This window comes from Cryobacterium sp. TS_SC_7 (assembly GCF_056156285.1).
The window spans coordinates 428074-444203 of record NZ_CM149589.1; the positions used below are offsets into that span (position 1 = coordinate 428074).

Below are 16130 nucleotides of genomic sequence, written 5' to 3' on the forward strand. Positions count from 1 at the left end.
CTCCCCGGTTCGAGCGAGCCCGGCCAGGCCGAGGCGCGCATCACGGTCGACGGCGTCGCCATGGTGCGCCTGCTGGGAGCCGATGACCGGCTGCTCGCCACCGTCGAGAAGGAACACCCCGGCGTCAGTGTGCACGTGCGCAGCAACGAGATCACCCTCACCGGTGCGACCGAGCACGTCGAGGCCGCCCGCCGCCTGATCGAAGAGCTGCTGCTGATGGTGCGCGGCGGCCGTGACCTCGCCGAATCCGAGGTCAGCACATCAGCACGGATGCTGCACGAGGACAGTTCCACGAGCCCGTCCGAACGCCTCGGCCCGGCCATCCTCAGCTCCCGGGGCAAGAGCATCCGGGCCAAGACCCTCGGCCAGAAGCAGTACGTCGACGCCATCGACTCCGACACCATCGTGTTCGGCATCGGGCCGGCCGGCACCGGCAAGACCTATCTGGCGATGGCGAAGGCAGTGCAGGCGCTGCAGCGCAAAGAGGTCGACCGCATCATCCTCACCCGTCCGGCCGTCGAGGCCGGGGAACGCCTCGGCTTCCTGCCGGGCAGTCTCACCGACAAGATCGACCCGTACCTGCGCCCGCTCTACGACGCCCTGAACGAGATGATGGACCCCGAGCTCGTGCCCAAGCTGCTGGCCGCCGGAACCATCGAGGTGGCCCCGCTGGCGTATATGCGCGGTCGCACGCTCAATTCGTCCTTCGTCGTGCTCGACGAGGCGCAGAACACCACCCCTGAGCAGATGAAGATGTTCCTCACCCGGCTCGGCTTCGGCTCGAAAATGGTCGTGACCGGGGACGTGACCCAGATCGACCTGCCGGCCGGCTCCAGCGGGCTGCGCCTGGTGAGCCGCGTACTCGACCAGGTCGACGACATCCGTTTCGTGCGCCTGACCAGTGCCGACGTCGTGCGGCATTCTCTCGTGGGCCGCATCGTCGACGCCTGGACCGAGTACGACGCGCAGAAGCAGGCCGACCGCTACGAAAGCGATCAGGCGCGTGAATTCGCCAATCGCGGGCCCGGTCGCCCCAACACTCCCCGCGAACGCCTTCCGAAACGGAGATCCTCTTGAGCATCGAAATCAACAACGAATCGACCATAGCGGTCGATGAGGCCACCATCCTGCGTCTCGCGGCCTACGCTCTGGACTCCATGCATGTGCACCCCGACGCGGAACTGGCCATCGTGCTCGTCGACGAGGGTGCGATGGAACAGCTGCACGTGCAGTGGATGGACGAGCCCGGCCCCACCGACGTGCTCAGCTTTCCGATGGATGAACTGCGGCCGGGCACCGAAGACGCCCTCACCCCTCCGGGCCTCCTGGGCGACATCGTGCTCTGCCCGCAGGTGGCTCAGGGGCAGGCCGAAACCGCCGGGCACAGCACCCTCGAGGAGCTGCTCCTGCTTACGACGCACGGTGTGCTGCACCTGCTCGGGTTCGATCACGCGGAACCCGACGAAGAGAAGGAAATGTTCGGCATCCAGCGCGACATCCTGATCGGCTTCGCCCTGCAGGAACGACTTCGCGACCGATGATCGGGTGGTTTCTCACGTCGGCCGTCCTGTTGGTCGCCTTCGGCGGTCTGATGGCCGCGGTGGACTCCGCCATCACCATTCAGTCCCGGGCCGACATCTCGGACCTGGCCGCGAAGTCGCGGGCCAGACGCTCCCTGACGGCGATCGCCGCGGACACCGGGGCGCACCTGAACACGATCAGCTTCGTGCGGATCATCGCCGAGACCACGGCGGCCGTGCTGGTCACCCTCGTCTTCGCGACCACGATCGAGGAGCTGTGGCTGGCACTGCTGCTGTCCTCCCTGCTGATGACGGCCGTCTCGTTCGTTCTCGTCGGCGCCAGTCCGCGCAGCGTGGGCCGGGCTCACCCGGTGGAGCTGCTCGCCGCGACCGCACCTCTGGTGCATTTCCTCCGGGTGCTGCTCGGGCCGATCGCGAACGCGCTCGTGGCTCTCGGCAACCGGGTCACGCCCGGGCGTACCCGCCTGGCCACGTTCACGTCGGAGGACCAGCTGCTCAGCATGGTCGACGAGGCGACCGAGCTCGACGTGCTCGAGGAGGACGACCGGGAACTGATCCACTCCATCTTCGAGTTCAACGAGACCGTCGTTCGCGAGATCATGATCCCGCGCACCGACATGGTCACCATCGAGGCCGACTCATCGCTCGGTGCGGCGATGGGGCTCTTCCTGAGCAAGGGTTTCTCCCGGGTGCCGGTCATCGACGGTGAGGTCGACGACGTCACGGGCATCCTGTATCTGCGTGATGTGGCCCGTCTCGTCTACGAACGTCCACCCAACGTGGAAAGCCTCACGGTGCGCGAGCTGGAGCGCCCCGCCGTGTTCGTGCCCGAATCGAAGAAGGCCGATGCCCTGCTCCGTCAGATGCAGCTCGAGTCGAACCACCTCGCCATGGTGGTCGACGAGTATGGTGGGATCGCTGGACTTGTCACCCTCGAGGACCTGATCGAGGAACTCGTGGGGGATATCTCCGACGAGTACGACCGCGACGTCGTGGAGGTCGAAGACCTCGGCAACGGTCGCTTCCGGGTGAGCGCCCGGCTCCCGGTCGACGAACTCGGCGAACTGTTCGACCTGGAACTGGACGACGACGAGGTCGACTCGGTGGGTGGCCTGCTGGCCAAGGCGCTCGGCCGGCTCCCGGTCGCGGGCTCGGTCGCGAAGACCAGCGGGTTGATCCTCACCGCCGAACGAACCGAGGGCCGCCGCAAACGAATCAGCACCGTGCTGGTTGAACGAGACCAAGCGCTGATTGACGCGCAGAACGCATTCCTCGGAGTGTCGGACGATGAGAGAGTGAACGGTCATGACTGAACAAGATGGATTCCGAGCGGGATTCGTGTCCTTTGTCGGACGCCCCAACGTGGGCAAGTCCACCCTGACGAACGCACTGGTGGGGGAGAAGGTCGCGATCACGTCGTCGAAGCCTCAGACCACCCGGCGCGCCATCCGTGGCATCGTGCACCAGAAGAACGGCCAGCTGATCCTGGTCGACACCCCCGGCATCCACAAGCCGCGCACCCTGCTCGGCGAGCGACTGAACAGCCTCGTGCAGTCCACCCTGTCCGGTGTTGACGTGGTGGGCCTGTGCATCCCGGCCAACGAGCCGATCGGCCCGGGCGACAAGTTCATCAACGAGCAGCTCGACAACTTCCCGCGTGCCAGGAAGGTGGCCATCGTCACCAAGATCGACATGTCCTCCAAGACCAGCGTCGCGAACCAGCTCCTCGCGGTCTCGCAGCTGCGCGACTGGGAGGCGATCGTGCCGATCTCGGCGACCAGCCGCATCCAGCTCGATATCCTCAGCGCGGAGCTGCTGCGCCTGCTGCCCCTGTCGGATGCCCCGCTCTACCCGGCCGACGCGGTCACCGATGAGAGCCTCGAGTCGCGCATTTCCGAGTACATCCGCGAGGCCGCGCTCGAGGGCGTCACCGACGAGTTGCCGCACTCGATCGCCGTGACCATCGACGACATCATCGAGCGCGACGACCAGGAACTCGTGGAGATCTACGCGAACCTGTTCGTCGAGCGCGACAGCCAGAAGGGGATCATCATCGGCAAGTCGGGCAGCCGGCTGAAGGATGTCGGCATGCGCGCCCGCAAGCAGATCGAACCTCTCGTGGGCAAGCGGGTCTTCCTCTCCCTCCGGGTCAAGGTCGCCAAGGAATGGCAGCGCGATCCGAAACAGCTCGGACGCCTCGGCTTCTAGAAGCCAGGGGGTGATCCTCCCGGCGGAGGGTGGTAGCCTGCACTTATGTTTTTCGGTGCGCTCCTTCTTCGCTGCCGCGACGAGTCCTAATCTGAGGCCTCCCTCGTCGCGGAGTTCGTCGTTGGCTACCCACCATTCGCGAGGAGATCACAGATCATGAAGAACAACCAGACCGCATCCCGGATGCCGATCCATAAGTACCGCCCGTATCAGGAGCAGTTCCGGGTCGAACTGCCCGACCGCACCTGGCCGACCAAGCACATCACCGCGGCGCCGCGCTGGTGCGCCGTCGACCTGCGCGACGGCAACCAGGCGCTGATCGACCCGATGAGCCCCGAGCGCAAGCGCATCATGTTCGACATGCTGGTGCGGATGGGTTACAAGGAGATCGAGGTCGGCTTCCCGTCGGCCAGCCAGACCGACTTCGACTTCGTGCGCAGCCTGATCGACGACAACGCCATCCCCGACGACGTGACCATCCAGGTGCTCACCCAGGCGCGCGAGCACCTGATCCGGCGCACCTACGAGTCGATCGCCGGCGCCAGGCAGGCCATCGTGCACCTGTACAACTCCACCAGTGTGCTGCAGCGCGAGGTCGTGTTCCGCGAGGACAAGCAGGGCATCATCGACATCGCCCTGGCTGGTGCACGCCTGTGCCGTGCGGCCGAGGCCACCGTTCCCGGCACCACGGTCTACTACGAGTACTCCCCGGAGAGCTACACCGGCACCGAGCTCGAATTCGCCGTCGACGTCTGCAACCAGGTCCTCGAGATCCTCGAGCCCACCCCCGAGCGCAAGGTCATCATCAACCTGCCCGCAACCGTCGAGATGGCCACGCCGAACGTCTACGCCGACTCGATCGAGTGGATGGGCCGCCACCTCGCCCACCGCGAGAACGTGCTCATCTCCCTGCACCCGCACAACGACCGCGGCACCGCCATCGCGGCCGCGGAGTTGGGCTACCTGGCCGGCGCGGATCGCATCGAAGGCTGCCTGTTCGGCAACGGCGAACGCACCGGCAACGTCGACCTGGTCGCTCTGGGCGTGAACCTGTTCACGCAGGGCATCGACCCGCAGATCGACTTCAGCAACATCGATGAGGTCAAGCGCACGGCGGAGTACTGCAATCAGCTGCCCGTGCCCGAGCGCAGCCCCTGGGCCGGCGACCTGGTCTTCACGGCGTTCAGCGGTTCGCACCAGGACGCCATCAAAAAGGGCTTCGAGGCCATGGCCGCGGATGCCGCCACGCAGGGCTGCAGCGTCGATGACCTGGTCTGGGCGGTCCCGTACCTGCCGATCGACCCGAAGGACCTCGGCCGCAGCTATGAAGCGGTGATCCGGGTCAACTCACAGTCGGGCAAGGGTGGCGTGGCCTACCTGCTCAAGACCGACCATGCGCTCGACCTGCCGCGCAAACTGCAGATCGAGTTCTCCGGCGTCGTGCAGTCCAAGACCGACCAGGAGGGTGGCGAGGTCACGAGCGAGCAGATCTGGGAGATCTTCAACGACGAGTACCTGCCGGCCAGCCAGACCACGCCCGATGCGAAGTGGGGCCGATTCGAGCTGCACGCCACGCGCACGTCGAGTGACCTTTCCGGTTCGGTGGAGCTGTCCGTCGACCTGCGCGACGACACCAGCGTCGCCAGTGCGGTCGGTTCGGGCAACGGTCCGATCGCCGCATTCCTCGGCGTCATGGCCGAACGTGGAATCGCCATCACGCTCTACGACTACGTGGAGCACGCCATGTCCGCCGGCGGCGACGCCCTCGCCGCGGCCTACGTCGAACTCGACGTCAACGGCAAGCGCTATTGGGGTGTCGGCATCGACGCGGACATCTCCACGGCGTCACTCAAATCGGTCGTCTCGGCGGTCAACCGCGGCATCCGTGCCGAGTCCGCTGCACGCACCCTGGCCGACGCGACCGCCTGAACCCTCCGCACCTGAATTGAGAATCGCCCTGAATTGAGAATCGCCGTTCCGGTTGAGTGTCACCCCTGGGGGAGACACTCGGCCGGAACGGCGATTCCGTGTTGCGCCCGGACGATGCTCTGATCAGAGTCGCGCCGTGTCGGTCGCCCGGGTCCGTTGCGCCGGAGCGACGTGGGTCGGCTTCGCGGTCGGCAGGGCCGGTCGGGCCTCGGGCATGGGGTTCAGCACCATCGTGCAGTCGTCGATCGCACCGGCGAGGAGGTCATAGAGCTGGCCGTCCGGGTCGGGCACGCACGCCTCGGCGATGCCCTGCACCGACACCCGGATGATGGTCTCCGCCGTGCGGTCCGTGAACTTGCTCCGCGACCAGGACCCCATCGAAGCGATGAACTCCCGCGCCCAGCGCTCGGTGTCCGGCGCGGAATCGAAGGAGACGCGGATGCGTTCGGCCACGTCCTCGGGGATCGTCCCGTCGGGAGCGGTCAGGTGACGTTCGCAATTGAGGATGCCCACGGCCAGAGCCCGCTGGTGGTCAGCGCTGGTCACCGGAAGGGCTGATGTGGCCGCGCGCAACGCGATCAGCAGTCGCACGCGCGCGTCGTCGCCGCGAAGCCCGATCACTGAGGGGATCAGCGGGACCAGCCGGGCCCGGGCGGTGTCCGAGGTGCAGTCGTTCACCATCCGGGCCACGGAGGCGAGAAGGGGATGCGTGCAGGCCGGATGGTCGCTCCAGGCTTCACCGGACAGATAGGAGGCGAACTCCATGAAACAGGCGCCGGAGCGCGGGTTCCTGTGCTTGCCTCGGGACAGGACCGGCATCACATCCGGCATCGAATCGGGCACGTTGCCCTTCAGCATGTTCATGAGGATCCTCCAAATGACGTGAGTTCTTCTCATTAGTCTCACCCGGGAGCGAGTGAAAGGCGAGTGCAGAATCCGTCGTTTGTCGCACCAGTTTCAGGCTGCCTCGAAGGTCACGCCCCGCGGCCCCGGCGCCGCCGGAAGGCGACGATATTCTCGCGTCGCCACCGCGGCCAGCTGCCGATCGCGCGCTGTTGCGGCAGGCTCCAGCCGTACCGCGCGGCCAGTACCCGGATGACCGTCGTCACCACGACGCAGGCGATCCCGGCGATGGTGATGGGCACCTGCAGCAGGAACAGCACCACGAGCAGGCCGCTGCCGACTCCGGCCGCCACCGCGTAGAAGGAGCCGACGTGCATCACCGCGATCGGCACGTTCAGCATCATGTCCCGCAGGGCCGACCCACCCACGGCGGTGATGACCCCGACGAACAGGGCCGGGATCTCCGGCAGGCCCGCGGCCAGCGCCTTGCTGGTGCCCAGGGCGCCGAACAGCCCGATCGTGACCGCGTCGAGCGCGATGATGAACGGGCCCAGCCGGTTGAACAGGCTCTGCAGCAGCATCCCGAGCAGAGCCGCCCCTGCGCAGACCGGCAGATACCAGTTGCTCTGCAGCGCGGCCGGCACACCGCCCAGCAGGATGTCACGCAGCAGTCCACCGCCGAGCCCCACGGTGACGCCGATCAGGGCGATCCCGAGCAGGTCGAAGCGACGGTCGGTGAACCGTCCGGCGAACATGGCCCCCTGGATCGCTCCGATCGCGACGGCCGTGAGGTCGAGCCAGAGGGGAATGAAGAACGAGGTGGAGGGCACCCCTAATGAAACCACTGAAACGGGCGACCGTCGGCGCGGAGGACGTCGCAGGGCCCTCCGGGTGGGAGAATCCTAGGGTGCCTGTTTACCGTGATGAAGTCGTCGTGCTGCGCACCCAGAAGCTGGGCGAAGCCGACCGTATCGTCACCATGCTCACCCGCCAGCACGGAAAGGTGCGGGCGGTCGCCAAAGGGGTGCGCCGCACCGCGTCCAAATTCGGGGCTCGCCTGGAGCCGTTCATGGTCGCTGATGTGCAGCTCTACGAGGGGCGCAGCCTCGACGTGATCACGCAGGCGGAGTCCATCGGCTCCTACGGCGCTCTGATCACCGCCGACTACCCGAGCTACACCGCGGCCAGCGCCATGGTCGAGACGGCCGACAAGTTGACCGAGGCGGAGGGGTCGCTGCAGCAATACCTGCTTCTCGTGGGTGCCCTGCGGTCGCTGTCCCGCCGGGAGCACGGCGCCGGCCTGACGCTGGACTCCTACCTGCTTCGAGCCCTGTCCATGGCCGGATGGGCCCCCAGCTTCCAGGACTGTGCCCGGTGCGGCGCCGTGGGAGCCCACTCGGCGATGGTCGTGCAGGTCGGCGGGATCGTCTGCGACGACTGCGCCGCCCCCGGGTCGCCCCGGCTCGATCCCGCAACCATCGCCCTGCTCGGCTCCCTCCTGACCGGGGACTGGGAACACGCCCAGTCCGCCCCCGACCGAACCAGAGCACAGGCCACCGGAGTCGTCGCCGCGTACACGCAGTGGCACCTCGGGCGCGGCCTTCGATCATTGGAGCACGTGAGTCGATGAACCCCAACCCCTTCGGCCAGAAGCCGTTCACCCATAAGGACGCGGTCCCGTTCAAGCCCCTGGACTGGACGGGCCTGTACCCGCCGGCCCTGCCGAAGAAGGTCGTGCCCGAACACGTGGCCGTCGTGATGGACGGCAACGGACGCTGGGCGAACGCGCGCGGACTGCCGCGGGTGGAGGGCCACAAGGCTGGGGAAGCCGCCCTCCTCGATGTGGTCGCCGGCGCCATCCAGATGGGCGTCAAACACCTGAGCGTCTACGCCTTCTCCACCGAGAACTGGAAGCGCTCACCCGACGAGGTGCGCTTCCTGATGGGCTTCAACCGTGATGTGCTGCACCGCCGGCGCGACCAGCTCAACGAGTGGGGGGTGCGCGTGCGGTGGGCCGGGCGCAAGCCGCGGCTGTGGGCATCCGTCATCAAGGAGCTGCAGTTCGCCGAACAGCTGACCAGGGGCAACGACGTGCTCACCCTCACCATGTGCGTGAACTACGGCGGGCGCACCGAGATCGCGGATGCCGTTCGCGCGCTGGCTGAGGACGTCGCCGCGGGCAGGCTCAAGCCCTCCGGCATCACCGAGAAGTCCATCCAGCGTCACCTGTACACGCCGGATCTGCCTGACGTGGACCTGTTCGTGCGCAGCTCGGGGGAGCAGCGCACCAGCAACTTCATGCTCTGGCAGAGCGCCTACGCCGAGATGGTGTTCCTGGACACGCTTTGGCCGGATTTCAGCCGCGTCGACCTGTGGCACGCGATCGAGCTCTACGCGTCCCGCAACCGCCGCTACGGCGGCGCCGTCGACACCCCGACGCTCTGACCGCCACGGTGATCGAGCGCCCGCGGTGCTCGAGCGCCCGCGGTGATCGAGCGCCCGCGGTGCTCGAGCGCCCGCGGTGATCGAGCTTGTCGAGATCCCGGGAATAGACCCACACCCTCCGCCGGTTGCCCTCACCGTGAGCGAAACAATCAAAGTAGACATCTGGTCCGACGTGCAGTGCCCCTGGTGCTACATCGGAAAGCGCAAGTTCGAGGCCGGGGCGGCCCTGTTCGACGGAAACGTCGAGGTCGAATACCACAGCTTCGAACTCGCACCCGATACCCCGGTCGACTTCGACGGCAGCCCCGTCGACTACCTGAGCCAGCGCAAGGGCCTGCCGGTCGCCGAGGTCGAGCTGATGCTCGAGCGCGTCACCGGTATCGCCGAGAGCGTCGGCCTGCACTACGACTACGACTCGGTGCACCAGACCAACACCGTCATCTCCCACGAGCTGCTGCACTACGCGAAGGCGCACGGACGTCAGCTCGACATGAAGGAACGCCTCCTCAAGGCCTACTTCGTCGACGGCCGCCACGTCGGCCGGATCGACGACCTCGCCGACCTCGCCGCCGAAATCGGACTCGACCGGGGCGACGTCGTGCGCGCCCTGACCGCCCACGACTTCCTCGCGGACGTCAAGGCCGATGTCGCCCAGGCCACCGCCTACGGCATCCAGGGGGTGCCCTTCTTCGTCATCGACGGCAAGTACGGCATCTCCGGCGCCCAGGACCCCGACACCTTCGCGCAGGCACTCCGCCAGGCGCACACCGAAAAATCCGAGGAGAAGAACAAATGAGCACCGTATCCGACACCACCACCATCACCCCCGCCACCCCGGACGCCCCCGCCGAGGCATCCTCCGTTCCCACGATCGAACTGCTCGGCCAGCCCGACGCCGGCGGCTGCTGCGGCGGCGGCTCCTGCGGCATCTGACTGAGCCGTTCGCAGGGCGTGCCGACGTGGGGGAGAATTGAGCGGATGACTTCTGTAACCGATACCCGCCCGGCGCCCCTCAAGATCGGCCCGCTCACGCTCGACGTGCCCGTCGTTCTCGCGCCGATGGCCGGAATCACCAACACGGCGTTCCGCAGATTGTGCCGCGAGTTCGGCGCGGGCCTCTACGTCAGCGAGATGATCACGTCCCGCGCCCTGGTGGAACGCACGACCGAGTCGATGCGCCTGATCAACCACCACGAGAGCGAGAAGACGCGTTCCATCCAGCTCTACGGGGTCGACCCGAAGACCGTCGCCGACGCCGTCACGCTGCTGGTGGCCGAAGACCGTGCCGACCACATCGACCTGAACTTCGGCTGCCCCGTGCCCAAGGTCACCCGGAAGGGCGGCGGCGCCGCCCTGCCCTGGAAACTGGGACTGTTCCGCCAGATCGTGGAAGCGGCCGTGACGGCCGCGGGGCCCGTGCCCGTGACCGTGAAGATGCGCAAGGGAATCGACTCCGACCATCTCACCTACCTGGAAGCCGGCAAAGCGGCCGAAGGCGCCGGTGTCGCAGCCATCGCCCTGCACGCCCGCACGGCCGCCGAGTTCTACTCCGGACAGGCCGACTGGTCCGCCATCACGACCCTCAAGAACACCATCACCAGCGTGCCCGTGCTCGGCAACGGCGACATCTGGTCCGCCGAGGACGCCCTGCGCATGGTCGCGGAAACCGGATGCGACGGCGTCGTCGTCGGCCGCGGCTGCCTGGGCCGCCCGTGGCTGTTCGGCGACCTGGCCGCCGCCTTCCGCGGCGACGCATCGGGTACCCCGGCCGCCAAGATCGAGCCCACCCTGGGACAGGTCGCCGATGCCTTCCGCCGCCATGCCGTTCTCCTGACCGAGTTCTTCGAGAGCGAGGAGCGGGCCTGCCGGGACATCCGCAAGCATGTGGCCTGGTATTTCAAGGGCTACCCGGTCGGCGGTGACCTGCGGGCCAGCCTGGCCTCGGTCGTCTCCCTCGCCCAGCTCGACGATCTGCTCGGCACGCTCGACGGGGACCAGGAGTACCCGGGCGTCGGCGCCGAGGGCCCGCGCGGTCGCGCGGGAACCCCGAAAAAGACCTCACTGCCTGAGCACTGGCTCGATTCCCAGGAGCTCGTGTCGGCGGAGCGCGCCCATCTGACCGAAGGCGAAGGGGACACCAGCGGTGGCTAACGAGACCGGCTACACCAGTCACGATGAGGAACGCTGGCTGCCTGAGGAACACGACTCCCGACGCAGCGACTTCGCGCGCGACCGGGCCCGCCTGCTGCACTCGAGCGCCCTGCGCCGTCTGGCAGCCAAGACGCAGGTGCTCAGCCCTGCCGCCGGGCTCGACTTCGCGCGCAACCGGCTCACCCATTCCCTCGAGGTGGCGCAGGTCGGGCGCGAACTGGCCCTGCGGCTGGGCCTGGATCCGGACATCGTCGACACCGCCTGCCTGGCGCACGACATCGGGCACCCGCCTTTCGGTCACAACGGTGAGAAGGCGCTCAACACCTGGTCCGCTGACATCGGCGGGTTCGAGGGCAACGCGCAGACCCTGCGCCTGCTCACCCGCCTCGAGCCCAAGGTCTTCGGCAGGGACGGACGCAGCTACGGGCTGAACCTCACCCGGGCGAGCCTCGACGCCAGCTGCAAGTACCCGTGGCCGGCCGACTCCTCGGTGGCCGATCCGAGCGGACGCGCCAAGTACGGTTTCTACCCCGACGACCGTGGGGCCTTCGAGTGGATGCGCACCGGCGCGCCCGAACGCCGTCTCAGCATCGAGGCCCAGGTCATGGACCTCTCCGACGACATCGCCTACTCCGTGCACGACTTCGAAGACGCCGTCGTGAACGGCTACATCGACGTGGCCCTGCTGAGCAGCCGAGCCGACCACGACGAGCTCCTCGCCACGATGACCGAGTGGACCGGCGACGGCTTGACGGAGGACGACCTCGCGGACGCCTTCAACCGACTCGATTCCCTCAACGCGTGGCTGGAGAGCTGGACCGGCAGCCGGCACGACCAGGGCCGGCTCAAGAACCTGACGAGCCAGCTGATCGGGCGGTTCAGCGGAGCCGCCGTGCGCGCCACCCGGGAGGCGAACCCGGGAGCGCACCTGAACCGATTCGGCGCCCACGTGGAAGTGCCCCGGGAGGTGGAAGCGGAAATCGCCGTGCTCAAGGGCATCGTGGCGACCTTCGTGATGACCCGCCAGACCCGCAAACCCATCTATGTGGAGCAGCGCCAGGTGCTCACTCTTCTGGCGCGCACCCTGCACGCCACCGGCGACCAGCATCTCGACCCGGGCTACCAGGAGGACTGGCACGCGGCCGCCGACGATGCGGCCCGCAAACGTGTCGTCGTCGACCAGGTCGCCAGCCTCACCGACCAGTCGGCGCTGGCCTGGTACGAACGACTGGTGAAGCGCTGAGGCCTGCACCGAACGACAGCACCGCACAGAACGACAGCACGGCACCGAATACCGACACGGGCAGGACTAACATTCAGCTATGGCAGGCCTGATTCGACAAAATGACATCGAAGAGGTCAAGGCCCGCACCAACATCGCCGACATCGTCGGCGACTACGTGAGCCTCAAGTCCGCCGGCGTCGGCTCGATGAAGGGTCTGTGCCCCTTTCACGACGAGCGCAGTCCGAGCTTCCACGTGCGTCCGCAGGTCGGTTTCTACCACTGCTTCGGCTGCGGCGAGAGCGGCGACGTCTACTCCTTCCTGCAGAAGATGGACCACGTCAGCTTCAGCGAGGCCGTCGAACGACTGGCCGGACGGGTCGGCATCGAACTGCACTACGAGGGCGGGGCCGGAGAGGCACCCGACCACACCAACCGGGCGCGCCTGTACGCCGCCAACCAGGCGGCCGCCGACTTCTTCGTGGAGCGCCTCGGCAGCCCCGGCGCGCTGGTCGGGCGCACCTTCCTCGGCGAGCGCGGCTTCGATTCCCTGGCGGCCGCGCGGTTCGGCGTGGGCTTCGCCCCGAAGAGCTGGGACGAGCTCACCAACCACCTGCGCGGCAAGGGGTTCTCCACCGAGGAGCTCACCCTGTCCGGCCTGGTCTCCAGTGGCGACCGTGGCGTGTACGACCGTTTCCGGGGCCGGCTGGTCTGGCCGATCCGGGACATCACCGGTCAGACCATCGGCTTCGGGGCGCGCCGCCTTCTCGACGACGACAAGGGACCCAAATACCTGAACACCCCCGAGACGCCGATCTACCACAAGGCTCAGGTGCTGTACGGCCTGGACCTGGCCAAACGGGACATCTCCCGCGGACACCAGGTCGTCGTCGTCGAGGGGTACACCGACGTCATGGCCTGCCATCTCGCCGGGGTGACGACTGCGGTCGCCACCTGCGGGACATCCTTCGGGGTCGACCACATCAAGGTGCTCCGCCGGGTGCTGGGTGACGACAGCGGGGTCGGCGAGGTCGTGTTCACGTTCGACCCGGATGCCGCCGGTCAGAAGGCCGCCATGCGCGCGTTCAGTGAAGAGCAGCGTTTCTCCGCGCAGACGTACGTGGCCGTCGCCCCCGAGGGGCTGGACCCCTGCGACCTGCGGCTGCACCGCGGCGATGACGCCGTGCGCCGGCTGATCGACTCGAAGAAGCCCATGTTCGAGTTCATGATCCGGCAGCTGCTCGGGCAGTACAACCTCGACACGGTGGAGGGTCGTGTGGCTGCCCTCCGCGCCGCGGCGCCGATCGTCGGAGACATCCGCGACCCGGCCCTGCGCCCCGGCTACACGCACGAGCTGGCCCGCATGCTCGGCATGGAACTCGGCGAGGTCGGCAAGGCCGTCTCCGCCGCCGTCTCACGCTCCCGCTCGTCAGGTACCACCACAACGACCCGGCAGACCGGCGCCGACGAACCCGCGCCCCGGGAGCAACCGTTCTCCATGCTCGACCTGGCCACCGACCCGGTCACCCGGATGGAACGCGACGGCCTGATGGCCATGCTCCAGCGCCCGACGCTGGTCGGCGTCGACCTGATCCAACGGGCCGTGCAGACCACGTTCGCGAACACCACTCTGGCCCTGGTGCGTGACGCCATCGCGGCCACCGTGCCGCACCACGATGCCGCCGACTGGCTCGACCGCATCGTCGCTGAGGTTCCGCCGCCCGTGGAGAACCTGGTCAAGGAGCTGGCCATGGCGTCCCTGCCCGAACGCTCCGAACGCGAGGTCGCCCGGTACGTGCGCGACATCACGGTGGCGTTGATCCACAGCGACCTGCTGCGCCAGAAAGCAGAGCTCCTGGGGCGCCTGCAGCGAGCGGATGCCACCAACCGCGAGGTGTACGTGGCGCTTCAGCGGGAGCTGGTGCGGGTCGAGGCCGAACGCCGCAATCTTCGCGAGGAGTAGGGCGCCCAGCGTTCGCCCACCGGGCCGGCGCACGTTGCAGCTCGATAAAGATGCCTGTCATTGAGCCGGTCGACCGGGCATTCTGTGCTAATTCTTTTCCTACAGCAATGCGGGGCCGTGCACGATTCGTGCGTCCCGGCATCGGTTTCCTAGAGGAAGAGGCTCACGGCTATGGCATTCTCATCCACTTCACGCGCGAGAGGGCTCAGTGCCGCAGCGGTCGTCGCTGCCGCCGCATTGACCCTGGCGGGTTGCTCCGCCGGCGGGACAGACGGCGAGACCACCTCGGGTGGCGACGCCATCACGATCGGCACGACCGACAAGATCACGTCGCTCGACCCGGCCGGTTCCTACGACAACGGTTCGTTCGCCGTGCAGAACCAGGTCTTCCCGTTCCTGATGAACACGCCCTACGGAAGCCCCGACGTGGAGCCCGACATCGCCACGGCCGCCGAGTTCACCAGCCCGACCGAATACACCGTCACCCTCAAGCCTGGCCTGAAGTGGGCCAACGGCAACGACCTGACCTCCTCGGACGTCAAGTTCACGTTCGACCGCCAGCTCGCCATCGCCGACGACAACGGCCCCTCCTCGCTGCTCTACAACCTGGACAGCGTCGCGGCCCCCGACGACACCACCGTCGTCTTCACGCTCAAGCAGGCGGACGACCAGATCTTCCCGCAGATCCTGTCCAGCCCGGCCGGCCCGATCGTCGACGAGGACTCGTTCTCGGCCACCGAGCTCACGCCCGACCAGGACATCGTCGACGCGAACGCGTTCGCCGGCCAGTACGTCATCACCAGCTACGACTTCAACAACCTGGTCGGCTACAAGGCCAACCCGGACTACGAGGGTCTCCTGGGCGCTGCCAAGACCGACGTCGTCAACGTGAAGTATTACGCCGACGCCTCCAACCTGAAGCTCGAAGTGCAGCAGGGTGACATCGATGTTGCGTTCCGCAGCCTGTCGGCCACCGACATCGAGGACCTGCGTGGAAACGACCAGGTGAAGGTCGTCGACGGCCCCGGCGGCGAGCTCCGCTACATCACCTTCAACTTCGACACCCAGCCCTACGGTGCGAAGACCGCCGAGGCCGACCCGGCCAAGGCCCTCGCCGTGCGCCAGGCCGTCGCCGACCTGGTCGACCGCGAAGAGATCGCCAAGCAGGTCTACAAGGGCACCTACACCCCGGTGTACTCCTTCGTGCCCGCCGGACTCACCGGTGCCACCGAGTCCCTCAAGACCCTCTACGGCGACGGTGAGGGTGCCCCCGACGTCGACAAGGCGAAGGCCACCCTCGACGCCGCCGGGGTGACCGGGCCGGTCGAGCTGAACCTCCAGTACAGCAACGACCACTACGGACCCTCGTCCGGCGACGAATACGCCCTCGTGAAGGACCAGCTGGAAGCATCGGGCCTCTTCACTGTCAACCTGCAGACCACCGAGTGGGTCCAGTACTCCAAGGACCGCACCACGGATGTCTACCCGGTCTACCAGCTCGGCTGGTTCCCGGACTACTCCGACGCCGACAACTACCTGACCCCGTTCTTCCTCGAAGGCGGCTTCCTGAAGAACCACTACAGCGACCCCGAGGTCGACGCCCTGATCCTCAAGCAGGCCGTCACGACCGACCCCGGTGAGCGCACCGCGATCATCGAGGAGATCCAGGACAAGGTCGCCGCGCAGCTGTCGACCGTGCCGCTGCTCCAGGGTGCCCAGGTCGCCGTCACCGGCACCGATGTGACCGGAACCGAAGACACGCTCGACGCGTCGTTCAAGTTCCGGTACGCGGCGCTGGCGAAGGGTTAGAGCATCCTTCGTTAGAGTT

15 protein-coding genes are annotated in these 16130 nt (G+C 67.3%); 13 read left to right on the plus strand and 2 right to left on the minus strand.

The features are described from left to right. Nucleotides 1-60 precede the first annotated feature (60 nt). From AC0J5J_RS01955 to leuA, 5 genes are all read left to right on the plus strand, one after another. Nucleotides 61-1077: a PhoH family protein gene (locus AC0J5J_RS01955; RefSeq protein ID WP_241972627.1), complete on the plus strand. Its 1017-nt coding sequence runs from the start codon at nucleotides 61-63 to the stop codon at nucleotides 1075-1077. Then, nucleotides 1074-1541, plus strand: a complete 468-nt coding sequence (ybeY, locus tag AC0J5J_RS01960) for an rRNA maturation RNase YbeY (RefSeq protein ID WP_474899232.1) — start codon at nucleotides 1074-1076, stop codon at nucleotides 1539-1541. The genes AC0J5J_RS01955 and ybeY overlap by 4 nt, the downstream gene beginning before the upstream one ends. After that, nucleotides 1538-2854 carry a hemolysin family protein gene (locus AC0J5J_RS01965; RefSeq protein ID WP_474899234.1) on the plus strand — a complete coding sequence of 439 codons (1317 nt, stop codon included), beginning with the start codon at nucleotides 1538-1540 and terminating at the stop codon, nucleotides 2852-2854. The genes ybeY and AC0J5J_RS01965 overlap by 4 nt, the downstream gene beginning before the upstream one ends. Next, nucleotides 2847-3749: a GTPase Era gene (era, locus tag AC0J5J_RS01970; protein ID WP_134423183.1), complete on the plus strand. Its 903-nt coding sequence runs from the start codon at nucleotides 2847-2849 to the stop codon at nucleotides 3747-3749. Before AC0J5J_RS01965 ends, era begins: the two co-directional genes overlap by 8 nt. A 156-nt stretch (nucleotides 3750-3905) precedes the next feature. Next, nucleotides 3906-5678, plus strand: a complete 1773-nt coding sequence (leuA, locus tag AC0J5J_RS01975; RefSeq protein ID WP_134423185.1) for a 2-isopropylmalate synthase — start codon at nucleotides 3906-3908, stop codon at nucleotides 5676-5678. Between the two features lie 123 nt (nucleotides 5679-5801). On the opposite strand, the gene AC0J5J_RS01980 is transcribed toward leuA, so the two are convergent. Beyond that, a complete protein-coding gene (locus tag AC0J5J_RS01980) occupies nucleotides 5802-6542 on the minus strand; it encodes a hypothetical protein (protein ID WP_474899236.1) in 741 nt (246 codons plus the stop codon). 110 nt (nucleotides 6543-6652) lie between these two features. Beyond that, complete coding sequence (locus tag AC0J5J_RS01985) at nucleotides 6653-7351, minus strand: trimeric intracellular cation channel family protein (protein WP_241972595.1); 699 nt, start codon at nucleotides 7349-7351, stop codon at nucleotides 6653-6655. 77 nt (nucleotides 7352-7428) lie between these two features. On the opposite strand from AC0J5J_RS01985, the gene recO reads away from it, so the two are divergent. From recO to AC0J5J_RS02025, 8 genes are all read left to right on the plus strand, one after another. After that, nucleotides 7429-8151, plus strand: coding sequence for a DNA repair protein RecO (gene recO / locus AC0J5J_RS01990; protein WP_134423187.1), 723 nt, complete (start codon nucleotides 7429-7431; stop codon nucleotides 8149-8151). After that, nucleotides 8148-8966 carry an isoprenyl transferase gene (locus AC0J5J_RS01995; RefSeq protein ID WP_134423189.1) on the plus strand — a complete coding sequence of 273 codons (819 nt, stop codon included), beginning with the start codon at nucleotides 8148-8150 and terminating at the stop codon, nucleotides 8964-8966. The genes recO and AC0J5J_RS01995 overlap by 4 nt, the downstream gene beginning before the upstream one ends. Before the next feature lie 136 nt (nucleotides 8967-9102). Beyond that, complete coding sequence (locus tag AC0J5J_RS02000) at nucleotides 9103-9762, plus strand: DsbA family oxidoreductase (RefSeq protein ID WP_134423191.1); 660 nt, start codon at nucleotides 9103-9105, stop codon at nucleotides 9760-9762. After that, on the plus strand, nucleotides 9759-9899 hold the full coding sequence (locus tag AC0J5J_RS02005) for a hypothetical protein (RefSeq protein ID WP_166785446.1): 141 nt from the start codon (nucleotides 9759-9761) through the stop codon (nucleotides 9897-9899). The genes AC0J5J_RS02000 and AC0J5J_RS02005 overlap by 4 nt, the downstream gene beginning before the upstream one ends. Nucleotides 9900-9944: 45 nt before the next feature. Further along, nucleotides 9945-11117 carry a tRNA dihydrouridine synthase DusB gene (gene dusB, locus AC0J5J_RS02010; protein ID WP_134423193.1) on the plus strand — a complete coding sequence of 391 codons (1173 nt, stop codon included), beginning with the start codon at nucleotides 9945-9947 and terminating at the stop codon, nucleotides 11115-11117. Next, nucleotides 11110-12360 carry a deoxyguanosinetriphosphate triphosphohydrolase gene (locus tag AC0J5J_RS02015; RefSeq protein WP_134423195.1) on the plus strand — a complete coding sequence of 417 codons (1251 nt, stop codon included), beginning with the start codon at nucleotides 11110-11112 and terminating at the stop codon, nucleotides 12358-12360. The genes dusB and AC0J5J_RS02015 overlap by 8 nt, the downstream gene beginning before the upstream one ends. A 79-nt stretch (nucleotides 12361-12439) precedes the next feature. Continuing rightward, nucleotides 12440-14302 (plus strand): DNA primase, encoded by a 1863-nt coding sequence (dnaG, locus tag AC0J5J_RS02020; protein WP_474899237.1) that lies wholly within the window; start codon nucleotides 12440-12442, stop codon nucleotides 14300-14302. Nucleotides 14303-14473: 171 nt separating this feature from the next. Next, nucleotides 14474-16111 (plus strand): ABC transporter substrate-binding protein, encoded by a 1638-nt coding sequence (locus AC0J5J_RS02025; protein WP_134423199.1) that lies wholly within the window; start codon nucleotides 14474-14476, stop codon nucleotides 16109-16111. Nucleotides 16112-16130: the final 19 nt, after the last annotated feature.